The sequence below is a fragment of the Acinetobacter baumannii genome, assembly GCF_009759685.1.
Classification (GTDB): domain Bacteria; phylum Pseudomonadota; class Gammaproteobacteria; order Pseudomonadales; family Moraxellaceae; genus Acinetobacter; species Acinetobacter baumannii.
The window spans coordinates 1970402-1984670 of record NZ_CP046654.1; the positions used below are offsets into that span (position 1 = coordinate 1970402).

General features: G+C 39.8%; 16 protein-coding genes and 1 pseudogene. 15 read left to right on the top strand and 2 right to left on the bottom strand.

Translation table 11 applies throughout. The features are described from left to right. Nucleotides 1-9 precede the first annotated feature (9 nt). The 9 genes from mazG to yjgA all read left to right on the top strand — a co-directional run bounded on the left by mazG (nucleotide 10) and on the right by yjgA (nucleotide 6648). Nucleotides 10-816, top strand: a complete 807-nt coding sequence (gene mazG / locus GO593_RS09335; protein ID WP_000359488.1) for a nucleoside triphosphate pyrophosphohydrolase — start codon at nucleotides 10-12, stop codon at nucleotides 814-816. Further along, on the top strand, nucleotides 785-1195 hold the full coding sequence (locus GO593_RS09340) for a ComEA family DNA-binding protein (RefSeq protein WP_001200144.1): 411 nt from the start codon (nucleotides 785-787) through the stop codon (nucleotides 1193-1195). Before mazG ends, GO593_RS09340 begins: the two co-directional genes overlap by 32 nt. 124 nt (nucleotides 1196-1319) lie before the next feature. Then, nucleotides 1320-2783 carry a polynucleotide adenylyltransferase PcnB gene (gene pcnB, locus GO593_RS09345; protein ID WP_001194201.1) on the top strand — a complete coding sequence of 488 codons (1464 nt, stop codon included), beginning with the start codon at nucleotides 1320-1322 and terminating at the stop codon, nucleotides 2781-2783. Continuing rightward, the gene (gene folK / locus GO593_RS09350) at nucleotides 2780-3262 is read left to right on the top strand and encodes a 2-amino-4-hydroxy-6-hydroxymethyldihydropteridine diphosphokinase (protein WP_000219224.1); all 483 of its coding nucleotides are present in this window, start codon (nucleotides 2780-2782) and stop codon (nucleotides 3260-3262) included. The genes pcnB and folK overlap by 4 nt, the downstream gene beginning before the upstream one ends. A 45-nt stretch (nucleotides 3263-3307) precedes the next feature. Next, nucleotides 3308-4117 (top strand): 3-methyl-2-oxobutanoate hydroxymethyltransferase, encoded by an 810-nt coding sequence (gene panB / locus GO593_RS09355; RefSeq protein ID WP_000624763.1) that lies wholly within the window; start codon nucleotides 3308-3310, stop codon nucleotides 4115-4117. Nucleotides 4118-4120: 3 nt separating this feature from the next. Continuing rightward, on the top strand, nucleotides 4121-4969 hold the full coding sequence (panC, locus tag GO593_RS09360; RefSeq protein WP_000846362.1) for a pantoate--beta-alanine ligase: 849 nt from the start codon (nucleotides 4121-4123) through the stop codon (nucleotides 4967-4969). A gap of 22 nt (nucleotides 4970-4991) precedes the next feature. Then, complete coding sequence (gene rapZ, locus GO593_RS09365) at nucleotides 4992-5843, top strand: RNase adapter RapZ (RefSeq protein ID WP_000821671.1); 852 nt, start codon at nucleotides 4992-4994, stop codon at nucleotides 5841-5843. Further along, nucleotides 5840-6109, top strand: coding sequence for an HPr family phosphocarrier protein (locus tag GO593_RS09370; protein WP_000567533.1), 270 nt, complete (start codon nucleotides 5840-5842; stop codon nucleotides 6107-6109). Before rapZ ends, GO593_RS09370 begins: the two co-directional genes overlap by 4 nt. A 2-nt stretch (nucleotides 6110-6111) precedes the next feature. After that, a complete protein-coding gene (yjgA, locus tag GO593_RS09375) occupies nucleotides 6112-6648 on the top strand; it encodes a ribosome biogenesis factor YjgA (RefSeq protein ID WP_000124014.1) in 537 nt (178 codons plus the stop codon). A 60-nt stretch (nucleotides 6649-6708) separates the two neighbouring features. On the opposite strand, the gene GO593_RS09380 is transcribed toward yjgA, so the two are convergent. Further along, nucleotides 6709-8337, bottom strand: coding sequence for an acyl-CoA synthetase (locus GO593_RS09380; RefSeq protein WP_000253055.1), 1629 nt, complete (start codon nucleotides 8335-8337; stop codon nucleotides 6709-6711). Between the two features lie 411 nt (nucleotides 8338-8748). On the opposite strand from GO593_RS09380, the gene thrS reads away from it, so the two are divergent. The 4 genes from thrS to GO593_RS09400 all read left to right on the top strand — a co-directional run bounded on the left by thrS (nucleotide 8749) and on the right by GO593_RS09400 (nucleotide 12535). Next, nucleotides 8749-10671 (top strand): threonine--tRNA ligase, encoded by a 1923-nt coding sequence (thrS, locus tag GO593_RS09385; RefSeq protein ID WP_001121795.1) that lies wholly within the window; start codon nucleotides 8749-8751, stop codon nucleotides 10669-10671. A 5-nt stretch (nucleotides 10672-10676) separates the two neighbouring features. Further along, nucleotides 10677-11228: a translation initiation factor IF-3 gene (gene infC, locus GO593_RS09390; RefSeq protein ID WP_012297364.1), complete on the top strand. Its 552-nt coding sequence runs from the start codon at nucleotides 10677-10679 to the stop codon at nucleotides 11226-11228. A 205-nt stretch (nucleotides 11229-11433) separates the two neighbouring features. Beyond that, entirely contained in the window at nucleotides 11434-12054 is a 621-nt protein-coding gene (locus tag GO593_RS09395) for a glutathione S-transferase N-terminal domain-containing protein (RefSeq protein ID WP_000566575.1), read from the top strand. 52 nt (nucleotides 12055-12106) lie between these two features. Further along, complete coding sequence (locus tag GO593_RS09400; protein WP_000954162.1) at nucleotides 12107-12535, top strand: YqaA family protein; 429 nt, start codon at nucleotides 12107-12109, stop codon at nucleotides 12533-12535. Nucleotides 12536-12574: 39 nt separating this feature from the next. Here GO593_RS09400 and nreB read toward each other — a convergent pair whose 3' ends face one another. After that, nucleotides 12575-13825, bottom strand: coding sequence for a nickel resistance MFS transporter NreB (nreB, locus tag GO593_RS09405; RefSeq protein ID WP_001169059.1), 1251 nt, complete (start codon nucleotides 13823-13825; stop codon nucleotides 12575-12577). Between the two features lie 129 nt (nucleotides 13826-13954). On the opposite strand from nreB, the pseudogene GO593_RS19245 reads away from it, so the two are divergent. Both GO593_RS19245 and rpmI read left to right on the top strand, forming a co-directional pair. After that, nucleotides 13955-14086: pseudogene (locus GO593_RS19245) on the top strand (hypothetical protein); the annotation flags it as partial. Beyond that, the gene (gene rpmI, locus GO593_RS09410) at nucleotides 14074-14268 is read left to right on the top strand and encodes a 50S ribosomal protein L35 (RefSeq protein ID WP_001096359.1); all 195 of its coding nucleotides are present in this window, start codon (nucleotides 14074-14076) and stop codon (nucleotides 14266-14268) included. The pseudogene GO593_RS19245 and the gene rpmI, both read left to right, overlap by 13 nt. Nucleotide 14269 lies beyond the last annotated feature (1 nt).

Consider the following 14269-nt stretch of genomic DNA (forward strand, 5'->3'; position numbering starts at 1 on the left):
GAGGGTTACATGGATAAATTGCTTAAAATTATGCAAGAGCTACGTGAAAAATGTCCGTGGGACCAAGAGCAAACTCCAATGTCACTGACTAAATATGCGATTGAAGAGGCATATGAAGTCGAGGCTGCCATTCGTCAAGGTGACATTAATGAAATTCGGAATGAATTGGGTGATCTGTTATTACAAGTGGTATTTCAATCGCAAATGTTTAGCGAGCAGGGGGCGTTCAATTTTCAAGATGTGGTTGAGGCAATTAGCGAAAAATTAGTACGACGTCATCCGCACGTTTTTCAAGCAGACCAATTTAACAACTTAACACCAGAACAAGTAAGTGAGTTATGGAAACAAATTAAACAACAAGAAAAGCAAGGAAAACCACAATCAAGATTAGATGAAATTAAACATGGACCAGCACTATCTCAAGCGCAGGAAATTCAAAAAAATGTTGCAAAAGTTGGGTTCGATTTTGAAACGGTAGAAGATGCTTATACAAAATTAGAAGAAGAATTAGATGAGTTTAAACAGGCGCTTAAAAATCAAAATAGTGATGAAATTCAAGATGAATTTGGAGACTGCCTGTTTTCATTAGTCAATGTAGGACGTAAACTTGGCATTTCAAGTGAAAGTTCACTTTTATCAACCATACATAAATTTAGAAGTCGTTTTGCTTTTATTGAAGAGCAAGCCATAAAACAGCAAAGAACATTGGAAGACATGACCTTGTCCGAAATGGATGAATTGTGGAATCAGGCAAAACGACAATTAAAATCAGGGGAAAAACCACATGCAATACAGCATGAGATTTTGGAAAAATAAGTATTTTATTTTAATAATGTTGTGCTTGGGAGTAGTTTCACCTTCAGTTTACGCTCAATCTTTTGATCAAAACTTTCAAGAATGGAAGGCTAAACAGCAGATGTATGACCAAAAGTTAAAGATCACTAAGTCTTCTCATTCTAATGGTTCTAAAATTTCTCAAACTAAAAATTTTAATGACTTTACAGGGCAAATTCATTTGAATCAGGCGAATGTAAATGAGTTTCAGCAATTAAAAGGTGTAGGTGAGAAAAAGGCTCAAGCGATTGTAGAATACAGGCAAAAGAACGGTAGCTTTAAAAATATTGACGAAATTAAAAACGTTAAAGGAATTGGACCAGCTATTTTTGAAAAAAATAAATCGCGTTTAGCCTTATAAAAGTTCTATTCGTCAATTATCATTTCCTGCGCAATCTAAGAGAATCAAATTGCCCTTTGTGTGTGTTAGAGCTATGATTAGCGACAACTTGTTATTTACGTCCTGACGTAGGAGACAGCGTCTTTTGCAAACCTTGCGAGCGTCAAAATGTGGTTTGTCCACAGCCCAACTTCCTTCTTCGATTTTAGATGTGATCGATAGTCTGACTAAAGCAGGCTATGAAGCTTATATTGTTGGGGGTGGTGTCCGTGATTTAATGCTAGGACTCAATCCTAAAGATTTCGATGCAGTCACCAATGCAACACCTTCTCAAATTAAAGAAGTTTTTGGCCGTCGATGCCGAATTATTGGCCGTCGATTTGAATTGGCACATGTCTATTCAGGACGTGAGCTAATCGAAGTTGCCACTTTCCGTGCTCCTCCTAAAAAAGCGGTGACCAGTGCTTCGGGCATGATTTTACGTGACAACAACTGGGGAACCATCGAACAGGACTTTGCTCGACGCGATTTTTCTATCAATACTCTGTACTACCAGCCGCGTAAGGGTATTGTGCTCGATTTCTGTAAAGCAATTGATGATGTCAAAAGTAAGACTTTACGTTTATTGGGCGATCCTGTGCAACGTTTTGAAGAAGATCCGGTGCGTATGCTTCGGACATTACGTTTTGCAGCTAAACTCAACTTTAAAATTGATCCGGCAATTCTCGACATTTTTGATGTTGAGATGACGCAATTACTTCGTGATGTTTCACCACACCGTTTATATGATGAGTCTCAAAAGCTTTTCACAATGGGGCATTTGGCACGCGTATTACCAATGTTGATTGACTTTGGCGTGTGGAAACAGCTTTTTGCTGATATTCGTCCGGATCTCACTCCATTTATTCAACGTGCAGCAAAAAATACTGATCAACGTATTCAGGTGGGTAAAACGATTAATCCGGCATTTTTCTATGCGGTTTTATTGTGGCAGCCATTTTTAGAGCGTTGTGATTTTTATTTATCAAAAGGCGTTGTTCCGGCCGAAGCACGTGCTCAAGCAGGTTTGGATGTTTTAAAACGTCAAGCAACACGCACAGTTATTCCTCGTTTTGCCGAAACTTTTATTCGTGAAGTTTGGGAAATGCAAACCCGTTTGCTTAATCCAAAACCACAGCAAATTGAAGCATTGGCAAGCCATGCTCGTTTCCGCGCTGGATTTGATTTCTTATTACTTCGTGAAAAGTCAGGTGATGACACAACACAGGGAATGGGAAGCTGGTGGGAAGCTTACCAAGAAATGTCAAACGACGAAAAAGAAGCTGCGATTAGCCAATATAATCGTCAGAAGGCGAAAAGTCGTCGTAAGGTTGCTGCTGAGCCTGTTGAAAGCAATAAAGTTGATACGGAAATTGAGCCTTTGGTTGATGTTCCAGAGCCTCGAAGCCGTCGTGGTAAAAAAGAGCGTGCACGACAAGAGCAGTCTATTGACCGTTTTATTGAAAAATCTTCCGCAGCACAAACGAATGTGATGAGTGATCATCCAATTTTAAAGCGCAAGCGGGTACAACGTGATTTGAGCCAAGTTATTTTTGGGCCGACACAATGACAGTAACCACATATATTGGCTTAGGAAGTAACCTAGGTGACTCACGCCAGATGCTGTCTGAAGCGATAGCCAAACTTAAATCTCTTGGTGAAGTGAAAGTATCTAAACTTTACCAAAGTCCCCCTATGGGTCCCCAAGATCAGCCGAATTATCTAAATGCAGTCGCTCAGCTAAAAACCGAGTTACTTCCGCTTGAATTACTTGATCAGTTACAGCGTTTTGAGCAGGAAGCTGGGCGGGTGAGACTCCGTCATTGGGGGGAGCGAACTTTAGATCTTGATCTACTGATTTATGGCAATGAAAAAATACAAAATGAGCGCTTAACGGTGCCGCATGTAGGGATATTACAACGAGATTTTGTTGTGATTCCTTTATTAGATTTAGATGCTGATCTACATATTAATGATCAGCCACTTAAAAATTTAGAACTCATACAGCAGCCAACGCTGACTGTACTTGCTGATGAGTCTTGGGCTTAAAGCCGGACTTATTACGTTCTGCAAACTCCTGTAGAGGATACCATCATGATTAGTCTAAGTGACTTAAGAAAATTTAAAGCCGAAGGACGTAAGTTCTCTTGCCTAACTTGTTACGATGCAAGTATGGCAAAAGCAATGGAACTTGCTGAAATTGATACGATCTTAATTGGTGATTCTCTTGGAATGGCAATTCAGGGGCGTGACTCAACTTTACCTGTAACTGTTGAAGACATGGCCTATCATACAGCGGCAGTCCGTCGCGGTAATCAGCATGCTTTAATTATGACTGACTTACCATTTATGAGTTATGCCACTTTAAACGATGCTTTGCAGAATGCGAAAACAGTTATGCAAGCTGGTGCCCAAATGATCAAAATCGAAGGTGGTGCATGGCTAAGTGAAACTGTCCAAGTGTTAACACGTAATGGTGTGCCTGTATGTGTACATTTAGGTTTAACTCCTCAGTCTGTACATGTATTTGGTGGCTACAAGTTACAAGCTAGAACGCGTGAAGCAGCTGATCAGCTTATTGCCGATTGTACGGCGGTGGTTGAAGCGGGCGCGGCAGTTTTATTACTTGAATGCGTTCCGGCACAATTAGGTCAAGAAATTGCCGAATTGTTCCCAAATACTCCTGTGATCGGTATTGGGGCAGGTAATGCGACTGATGGTCAGGTATTGGTTGTACAAGACATGTTAGGACTAACGTTTGGTCGAGTTGCGCGTTTTGTACGTAACTTTATGAAAGAGCAATCTGGTGAAACAGCGATTTTAGATGCTTTTAAAGCTTTTCATGCTGCTGTACAAGATCAGTCGTTCCCAGCTAAAGAACACACTTTCCAAGTTGAGCTGTAATTCATGAAAACAGAAACCACTATACAAGGCTTAGCTGCTTCTTTAAATCCTGCTAGAGCTGCACGTAAAATCATTGGTTTTGTCCCAACGATGGGAAATCTACATGAAGGCCACCTCACTCTTGTTCGTGAAGCGAAAAAGTTATGTGATGTTGTGGTTGTGAGTATCTTCGTGAACCCAACACAGTTTGGTCCGGGTGAAGATTTTGATAATTATCCGCGTACGTTAGAGCAGGATAGTCGTCTACTTGCAGATGTTGGCTGTGACATTATTTTTGCACCATCAGTTGAACAAATGTACGGTACACAACCTCGCTTAACTAACATTAGCGTCAGTCAAATTACTGATGATTTATGTGGAAGCTCACGTCCGGGGCACTTTGATGGCGTAGCACTGGTTGTCACCAAACTCTTTAATATTGTGCAACCGAATTATGCTTTCTTTGGTCAAAAAGACTACCAGCAATTAGCAGTGATTCGCCAGTTTGTACAGGATTTGAATATTCCGTTAGAAGTTATTGGCGTACCAATTGTTCGTGCAGAAGACGGTTTGGCACTGAGTTCAAGAAATGGTTACTTGACTCCTGAACAGCGTCAGGTTGCACCAGTCATTTATCAAGGTTTAAAACAAGCCGAAGAGCAATTACACCAAGGTAAAGATTTACAACAAGTCTTGGCAGATTTGAAAACACTGTTGACAGACAATGGTTTTGTTGTGGATTATGTGGAGGCTCGCCAACCTAATTTGTTAGCTGCTTCTCAATTTGATCGTGATATTGTGTTGTTTGTCGCGGCGAAATTAGGTGGAACGCGTTTAATTGATAATCTACAAGTTGCCTTTACACCTCAATAATATATAAAAGGACAGCCATGCCATGAAGCGTATACTTATCGTGACAGGACAGTCTGGTTCAGGAAAATCTTCAGCTCTTCAAGTATTAGAAGATTTGGGCTACTACTGTATTGATAATTTACCTTTGGCATTGCTGCCTGAAATTGTGGCAAAGCTAGATCATGAAAATAATCTTGAGCAGCTTGCTTTAGGAGTGGATGTACGAAGTACTCGGGCAGATATGCAAGAGTTCGACCATGTTTTTGAGCAATTACAGAAACATGGTACGGTTGATGTGATTTATCTGACGACACAAGACCAAGATTTGATTGCACGATTTAGTGCTTCACGTCGTCCACATCCGTTAGCAAATCGTTTCAAAAGCCTTTTACAGTGTATTCATGAAGAAAAGCAGTTGCTGATTCCAATTCAGTTTCGTGCCACTGTTCACATTGATACTACAGATAAAAGTGTTCACGATTTAAAACATATCTTGCTATCAAAACTAGGGCAGTCAGATAATCTGATTGTTATATTGCAGTCATTTGGTTATAAACATGGCATTCCTTTAGATGCCGACTATGTTTTTGACGTACGGCATTTACCAAATCCGCATTGGGATTTAGAATTACGCCGCTTTTCTGGTTTAGACGAGCCAGTTAAACAATTTTTAGAAGCAAGTCCACAAGCAAATGAAATGTTTGAGGACATTCTCCACTTCTTAAAAAAATGGCTGCCGGCATTTGCTGAAGGGCATCGTCACTATATGACGATTTCAATAGGTTGCACAGGCGGCCAGCATCGTTCAGTTTATATGGTAGATAGACTAAAACAAGCACTTGAGGCAGAATGGTCTGTTCAGGTCTTACACAGAGAAATGAAGCACTGGTCATGATAGACACAACTGTTGATGTAATTAATAAACTCGGTTTACATGCACGTGCATCAGGAAAACTGATAGAGGTCACTACAAAGTTTCGTTCGTCAATTCAAATTGGTAAGGGCGATCATTTAGTAGATGCAAAGAATATTATGTCGTTACTGATGTTAGGTGCAGGTAAAGGGACTACTTTACGTTTAGTCATTGATGGCACTGACGAAGAACAGGCATTAAATGAAGTACAGGCGTTATTCGCCGCAAAATTTTATGAGGCAGATTAATCGTGGCACGTCGTCCCAAGCGTTATACTGAAGAAGATTTTGATTCTTTAGAAGGACGTGCAAGTAAAACCGAACAGAAAAAAGCAGTTCAACGTATGGCTGCTTTAGGTGAGCAGTTAGCACAACTTTCTATCAAACAAATTCAAAAACTTCCTGTTGATGAGCGTTTAATTGATGCTCTTTTGGAAGTTCAGAATATTAGTTCATTCGAAGCGCGCCGTCGTCAGTTTCAGCGTGTTGGTAAACTCTTGCGCAATGAAGATGAGACAGTCATTTTATCTTATTTAACTCCTCAGCAAGGCGCGAAGAAACAAGCTCAACTCATGCGTTGGGTAGATCGTATGATCGAGCAGGGCGACCCTGCAATCAATGAATTTAGCAAAATCTATAATGCATCCGAGCGACATACTTTACGCCAGCATGTGTTAAGAATTAATCGTGATAAAACCCAGCAAGTTGCAGAAGCAGATCTTGAAGCAACTAAAATGAAATTTATTAACTATGTACAACAGGTTGCTCTATTGTCAGATCAAGGTTAATACAGTTTTAAATAAAAAGCGGCGTTAGATACGCCGCTTTTTATTTTTATAGGGTTCGGGTTAAGCACGTTCTTTTGCCCATTCACGCAAGATGAATTTTTGCAATTTACCTGTTGAAGTTTTTGGAATTTCAGTAATCACCACATCTTTAGGAACTTTAAAGCGCGCCAGTTCTTTTTGACAGTGCTCAATAATTTCTTCAGGCGTGACACTAGCCCCAGTTTTTAATTCAATAAATGCACATGGTACTTCTTGCCAACGTTCGTCAGGTTTTGCCACAACAGCGGCTGTTAAAACTGCTGGATGTTTATATAAAACGTCTTCGACTTCTAAAGATGAAATATTTTCTCCACCTGAAATAATAATATCTTTAGAGCGATCAGTAATTTTTGCATAACCATCTGGGTGACAAACAGCTAGGTCACCCGTGTGGAACCAGCCACCTGCAAAGGCTTCTTCAGTTGCCTTTGGATTTTTTAAATATCCTTTCATGACAATATTGCCACGGAACATAATTTCTCCCATGGTTTCACCGTCATTTGGAACTGGCTGCATCGTTTCAGGATTTAACACCCGCATACTATCTTGTAAAGGATAAGGCACACCCTGACGAGAGTGTAGTTGCGCTTGCTCGGTAATGGAGAGGTCGCTCCATCCCGCTTGAGAAGCACAAAGCGCAGATGGTCCATAGGTTTCGGTTAAACCATACACATGGTTGACATTAATCCCAATATTCCGCATACCTTCAATGACAGCGACAGGTGGAGCAGCACCTGCTACCATAACTTCAACATGATGTTCTATGCTTGGCTGCTTTTCCTTAGGCAGATTAATAATCATAGATAGGACGATTGGAGCACCACAGAAGTAATCCACCTTATGTTTTGCAATAAGCTGCATCACCAGTTCTGGGTCAACTTTACGTAGACAAATATTGGTTCCGCCACTTGCTGTAATACTCCATGCAAAGCACCAACCATTACAATGAAACAGAGGAAGTGTCCATAAATAAACGGCTCGAGGTTTCATGCCACAAGCTAAAATATTACTAGCCGCATTTAAATAAGCACCTCGGTGGTGATAAACCACTCCTTTAGGATTTCCAGTGGTTCCAGAGGTATAATTTAAACTAATTGCATCCCACTCATCTTCAGGTAATTGCCATTCAAAATTGGCATCGCCTTGAGCTAACCATTCCTCATATTCGAAAGAACCAAGGAATTGGTTTTCGCCTTCATACTCTTCATCAGCAACATCAATCACAATAATATGTTGGTTAGGAATGAGTGATAAAGCTTCTCTTGCTAAATTAACAAACTCGGGGTCAACTAAAAGCACTTTAGTTTCAGCATGCTCTAGCATAAAAGCGATGGTTTTAGCGTCTAAACGGGTATTTAGGGTATTAAGAACAGCACCCGCCATTGGTACAGCAAAATGTGCTTCAATCATTGCTGGTACATTTGGCAGTAAAACTGAAACCGTATCATTTTTAACTATGCCTAATTGTTGAAGCTGAGATGCAAATTGACGACAGCGCTGATAAGTTTGTTTCCATGAAATCTGACGGTTGCCGTGAATAATAGAAGCTTGGTCTGGATAGATATAAGCTGCGCGCTCTAAATAGCGCAGAGGGGATAACGCAACAAAGTTTGCGGGTGTGCGTGGTAATTCGTTATAGGCACTAACCATGTGAAACAACTCCGTGTTCTATTTTTTAATTCATTCTTTGAAAATATGGCTTAATAGTAATCAAAGCATTAATGCTTTAGTCTTAAAGAGAAATACCTCTCAGTCAGAAAATGAGCAGAAATGCTATTTTCAACATCTTAAATCAGTTCTGATGAATAATTATCCTATTTATGTATTTCTGAAAATTTAGCTAGGTTCTTATTAAAGTCATTTATTGCTGTTTACCGTATAAGCAAAATGTATTTATGATTTTATGAGTACAAAGGTTTTCACTTGGCTTGAACAAGTGTAAAATCTTTCAGGTTTTTTAATTTTGATTTACACCGTTTTTATATTTTGAGGCTTGCCTCGATCATAATCTCGCGGTGAAATGCTCCTTCGTATAGGGCATCACTCCTTAAGGATTTTTTTATGCCAATTATCACATTGCCAAATGGCGATCAAAAGAGTTTTGATCACCCTGTATCTGTTATGGAAGTCGCTCAAAGTATTGGGCCTGGTTTAGCAAAAAATACCGTTGCTGGACGAGTAAATGATCGCTTAGTTGATGCATGTGACTTAATTACCGAAGACTCGACCTTACAAATTATCACTCCAAAAGATGAAGAAGGTCTTGAGATCATTCGCCACTCTTGTGCACACCTTGTAGGGCACGCAGTAAAACAGCTTTTTCCTGAAGCAAAAATGGTGATTGGTCCGGTCATCGAAGAAGGTTTCTATTACGATATCTGGATGCCACGTCCTTTTACACTAGATGATATGGCTGCGATTGAAGAGCGTATGAAAAAGCTCATCGATCAAGATTATGACGTTATCAAAAAAATGACACCGCGTGATGAAGTCATCAGAGTATTCACTGACCGCGGCGAAGAATATAAATTACGTCTTGTGGAAGACATGCCTGAAGAAAAAGCAATGGGCTTGTACTACCACCAAGAATATGTAGATATGTGTCGTGGTCCGCACGTACCGAACACAAAATTCTTAAAATCATTCAAGCTTACTAAAATCTCTGGTGCTTACTGGCGTGGTGATGCGAAGAATGAACAGCTTCAACGTATCTATGGTACTGCTTGGGCTGATAAAAAACAGTTAGCAGCTTACATCAAGCGTATTGAAGAAGCTGAAAAGCGTGATCACCGTAAAATTGGTAAAGCGTTAGACTTGTTCCATATGCAAGAAGAAGCACCGGGTATGGTGTTCTGGCATGCAAATGGCTGGACTATTTATCAAGTACTAGAACAGTACATGCGTAAAGTTCAGCAAGACAATGGTTACCAAGAAATCAAAACTCCGCAAATCGTAGATTTTACGCTTTGGGAGAAATCTGGTCATGCGGCAAACTATGCAGAAAACATGTTTACGACTCATTCTGAAAGTCGTAACTATGCTGTAAAACCAATGAACTGTCCTTGTCACGTTCAAGTGTTTAACCAAGGATTAAAGTCTTACCGTGATTTACCAATTCGTTTAGCTGAGTTTGGTTCTTGTCACCGTAATGAGCCGTCTGGTTCTTTACACGGTATTATGCGTGTTCGTGGTTTTACTCAAGATGATGCGCATATCTTCTGTACTAAAGAACAGATCGGTAAAGAAGTTGCAGACTTTATTAAACTCACTTTAGATGTTTATAAAGACTTTGGCTTTGAAGAAGTTCAAATGAAATTATCTACTCGCCCAGAAAAGCGTGTAGGGGATGATGCACTTTGGGATTTAGCTGAAAAATCTTTGGCAGATGCTTTAGATGCAGCTGGTCTTGAATGGGAATTGCAGCCGGGTGAAGGCGCATTCTATGGTCCAAAGATTGAGTTCTCTTTAAAAGACTGTCTTGGTCGTGTATGGCAATGTGGTACCATTCAGTGTGACTTCAACTTGCCAGTTCGTTTAGATGCTTCTTATGTAACTGAAGAAAACGAGCGTGATCAACCTGTCATGTTGCACCGTGCAATTCTTGGTAGTTTTGAGCGTTTTATTGGTATACTAATTGAACACTACGCTGGTTTTATGCCGCCTTGGCTATCACCTGTACAAGCATGTGTCATGAATATCACTGATTCTCAAGCTGAAGCAAGTGAGCAAGTTGTGGCAAAACTCAAGGAAAATGGTCTTCGTGCTATTTCTGACTTGAGAAATGAAAAAATCGGATTTAAGATTCGTGAGCGTACTCTAGAGCGCATTCCTTACCTGTTAGTTCTTGGTGATCGAGAAGTTGAAGAAGGTACAGTGAATGTACGTACTCGCTCAGGAAAAAATTTAGGTACTATGTCAGTGGATGCTTTCATTGACTTAGTGAAATCTGCCGTCGCCGAACGTGGCCGGTATATTGTGGAGTAAGAAAGATTAAACAGCCTGACCGTAACCAACAACAAGGTGCAAAGAGTAACCGTCCAGCAATTAATGATGAGATCCGTGCAAAAGAAGTACGCCTTGTCGGTGCTGATGGTGAGCAAAAAGGAATTGTTTCATTAAATGAAGCACTGCGTGCTGCTGAGGATGCAGATCTTGACCTTGTTGAGATTGTCGCAAACGCTGAGCCGCCTGTTTGTAAAATCATGGATTACAACAAGCACTTGTTTGACCTGAAACAGAAGCAAAAAGATGCCAAGAAAAAACAGCATCAAGTGCAAGTGAAGGAAATCAAACTACGCCCAGCAACTGATGTAGGTGATTATCAAGTTAAGCTTCGTGCTATTCTGAAGTTCCTTGAAGAAGGCAACAAAGTTAAGATCACCTTACGTTTCCGTGGTCGTGAAATGGCTCACCAACAACTTGGTTTAGCTCAATTGCAAAAAATTGAAGCAGACGTAGCTGAGTTAGGGGTTGTAGAGCAAGCACCGAAAATGGAAGGTCGACAAATGGGTATGTTACTTGGACCGAAAAAGAAAAAGTAACACTCAAAAAAAGCACTGCAAAAGCAGTGCTTTTTTATGCCTCTCATCTTTTAGCTCTATTTTCTTAAACTGACGTTTAATATCGTTTTAATCCAAAGTTATTCTCAAATTTTATGTGTTTTTTGGTGTTGGAAATATCATTGTATTACCCAAAACATGATATAACGCAAGACGCAGTCATGATAACGATGAATAGGAAAATAGAATGATTGATCTATATTATTGGGGCACACCCAATGGACATAAAATCACAATTGCCTTAGAAGAAATGGGACTGGATTACACCCTTTACCCAATTAATATTTTAGAAAATGATCAATTTCAACCAGACTTCCTGAAAATTTCTCCGAATAATAAAATTCCTGCCATTGTTGACCAAGATGGTCCACGTGGTGAGCCAATTTCAGTATTTGAATCAGGCGCGATCTTGCAGTATTTAGGACGAAAAACTGGATTGTTCTACCCGACAGACGAGCAAGAGCGAGTTGAAGTGGAACAATGGCTTATGTGGCAAATGGGTGGCTTAGGTCCTATGTTGGGACAAAATCATCATTTTAACCGCTTTGCGCCAGAGAAAATTCCCTATGCTATAGACCGCTATGTAAATGAGACTAAGCGTTTATATGGTGTGTTGAATAAACAGCTCATTGGTCAGAAGTTTGTTGCAGGGGAATACTCAATTGCTGATATGGCAATTCTACCTTGGATTTTGCGTTATGAATGGCAGGGGATTCAATTAGAGGATTACCCGTATGTACAAGAATACATTGTTCGCTTAACCGCACGCCCTGCAGTACAAAAAGCATTATCAATTAAAGTCATCTAAGTTTATTGGTAGGGTAATGAATAAGGTGAAAGGTGATTTGGTCTAATTTAACATGCTAAGTTACTTTTTACTTTTTCTGAGTGCATTTGGGGCGGCTACCTTATTACCGCTACAATCAGAAGCTGTACTCGCTACTTTACTATTAAAAGGTGAGCATTCAGCTTTTCTTCTCATTTTGATTGCTACTTTCGGAAATGTATTGGGCTCATGTATAAACTGGTGGTTAGGTTTAAAAATAGAACAGTTTAAACATAAAAAATGGTTTCCGGTTTCTGAAAAACGTTTAGAACAAGCCCAACGCTTTTATCATAAATATGGCTTTTATTCGCTGCTTTTAAGTTGGACACCTGTGATTGGTGACCCTATTACTTTGGTTGCTGGCTTATTCAAAGAAAATTTTTGGCGCTTTTTATTTATGGTCCTTATTGCTAAGGCTGGGCGTTATATCTTCATTTATTGGGTAATTACAGGTTTTATTTAAAATAAAAGCATCCGAAGATGCTTTATTAAAATGATTTAACTAATCTTCTGAGCTTTTAGTAATATCGACTTTAAAAAGATCATTGGTTTTTAGCCAACAGAAGGTTACTACTGCAAGAGTCATACAACCACCAAAAATAGTCGCTGCAATAGTTCCCAAATATTTGGCAGCCAAGCCTGATTCAAATGCACCCAGCTCATTACTTGATGAGACAAACATTCCATTTACAGCCGCTACGCGACCACGCATATTCTCTGGTGGGAATATTTGCAAAATGGTTTGTCTAACTACCACCGAAATACTGTCGCAAGCACCCGTCATCGCCAACGCAAATAGTGATAACCACATGTTGTTCGAGAACGCGAAAAGGATTGTAAATACACCAAACCCTGCAACTGCAAGTAGCATATTACGCCATGCGTGCTGAGTTGGCGGAAAACGAGTTAAAGCAATCATAGTAATGAGCGCACCAATAGAAGGAGCCGCACGCAAGTAACCCAAGCCTTCAGGACCGACTTTTAAAATATCTTCGGCAAAAATAGGGAGTAGAGCGATTACACCACCAAATAAAACAGAGGCAAGGTCTAAAGAAATCGCCCAAAGAACTATTTTGGTTTTCCAAATAAAGCGAAAGCCATCGCCTAAGCTTTCTATAACATTGGCAGTTTCAATTTTAGGAAAGCTACGTTTATGTAATAAATTAATGAGAATAAAGCAGATACTAAGTAGACCGGCAACACTAAAAAGACTGGTTTCTCTGCCTAAATAAGCGAGCATGAACCCACCGAGCATAGGCCCAATAATTACACCACTCTGCCAACCAATGGTTGTCCATGTTGCACCATTTGCATAAAGCTCACGTGGAATTAAAAATGGTTTTAGGGATGTAGCAGAAGGGTTGTAAAAACCACGTATGGTGCCCAAACCAAAAATAACCGCATAAATGCCCCAAGAAAGGAAATTTACACTGATATGACCCAACCCATGCAGATGGAACAGTAACCATAAAACTAAAGGAAGAGGTACTGAGAAAAATAAACAGATTTTCATGATGACCTGTTTATTAAATTTATCAGCAAAATAACCACCCCAAAGCGATAGGGCAATAAATGGAATGGCTTCTGCTAGTCCAATTAAACCTAAAGTTAGAGGGTCTTTGGTAATTTGATAAAGTGAATAGGCAACAATAATTTCTTGAATCAAAATTGCTAATGTTAAGCAAAATTGATTAATGGTGACAATTGAGAAATCTCTATAGCGCAGGGCAGCGAATGCATCATGTTTCTGCATTTGAAATATCGTATGTTGATAATTTGCCCATATTATAGGGGTAAATAAGCAGCGATGCTGAAATTATTGCCGATTATATTCATCTAAAAAAGAGATAGGTTTTTCTCATTTCTAAAGAGGTTAATTTAAAAAAATTCTAGGAATAGTTTTAATTTTAGTCAGCATACTATAAAATACGCGCTTCCTTACCTGCAGGTCGATTTTGCAATGGTGCAATCGTGCCGAACAGGTGCCCAAAAGAGGTTACTATGGCTAAGTTAAAAACTCGCCGTGGTGCAGCTAAACGCTTCAAAGCGACTGCAAACGGTTTTAAGCGCAAACAAGCATTCAAGCGCCACATTTTGACCAAAAAATCTGCTAAGCGTATCCGTCAATTGCGCGGCTGTGTAATGGTTCACGTAAGTGACGTTGCTTCAGTTCGTCGTATGTGCCCATACATCTAAG

What these genes read in the sequence shown, in the direction of transcription:
- folK (WP_000219224.1), top strand. Translation starts at nt 2,780, where the DNA reads ATGACAGTAACCACATATATTGGCTTAGGAAGTAACCTAGGTGACTCA.
- mazG (WP_000359488.1), top strand. Translation starts at nt 10, where the DNA reads ATGGATAAATTGCTTAAAATTATGCAAGAGCTACGTGAAAAATGTCCG.
- panB (WP_000624763.1), top strand. Translation starts at nt 3,308, where the DNA reads ATGATTAGTCTAAGTGACTTAAGAAAATTTAAAGCCGAAGGACGTAAG.
- panC (WP_000846362.1), top strand. Translation starts at nt 4,121, where the DNA reads ATGAAAACAGAAACCACTATACAAGGCTTAGCTGCTTCTTTAAATCCT.
- nreB (WP_001169059.1), bottom strand. Translation starts at nt 13,825, where the DNA reads ATGCAGAAACATGATGCATTCGCTGCCCTGCGCTATAGAGATTTCTCA.
- GO593_RS09370 (WP_000567533.1), top strand. Translation starts at nt 5,840, where the DNA reads ATGATAGACACAACTGTTGATGTAATTAATAAACTCGGTTTACATGCA.
- GO593_RS09380 (WP_000253055.1), bottom strand. Translation starts at nt 8,337, where the DNA reads ATGGTTAGTGCCTATAACGAATTACCACGCACACCCGCAAACTTTGTT.
- GO593_RS09395 (WP_000566575.1), top strand. Translation starts at nt 11,434, where the DNA reads ATGATTGATCTATATTATTGGGGCACACCCAATGGACATAAAATCACA.
- GO593_RS09400 (WP_000954162.1), top strand. Translation starts at nt 12,107, where the DNA reads ATGCTAAGTTACTTTTTACTTTTTCTGAGTGCATTTGGGGCGGCTACC.
- rapZ (WP_000821671.1), top strand. Translation starts at nt 4,992, where the DNA reads ATGAAGCGTATACTTATCGTGACAGGACAGTCTGGTTCAGGAAAATCT.
- thrS (WP_001121795.1), top strand. Translation starts at nt 8,749, where the DNA reads ATGCCAATTATCACATTGCCAAATGGCGATCAAAAGAGTTTTGATCAC.
- GO593_RS09340 (WP_001200144.1), top strand. Translation starts at nt 785, where the DNA reads ATGCAATACAGCATGAGATTTTGGAAAAATAAGTATTTTATTTTAATA.
- rpmI (WP_001096359.1), top strand. Translation starts at nt 14,074, where the DNA reads ATGGCTAAGTTAAAAACTCGCCGTGGTGCAGCTAAACGCTTCAAAGCG.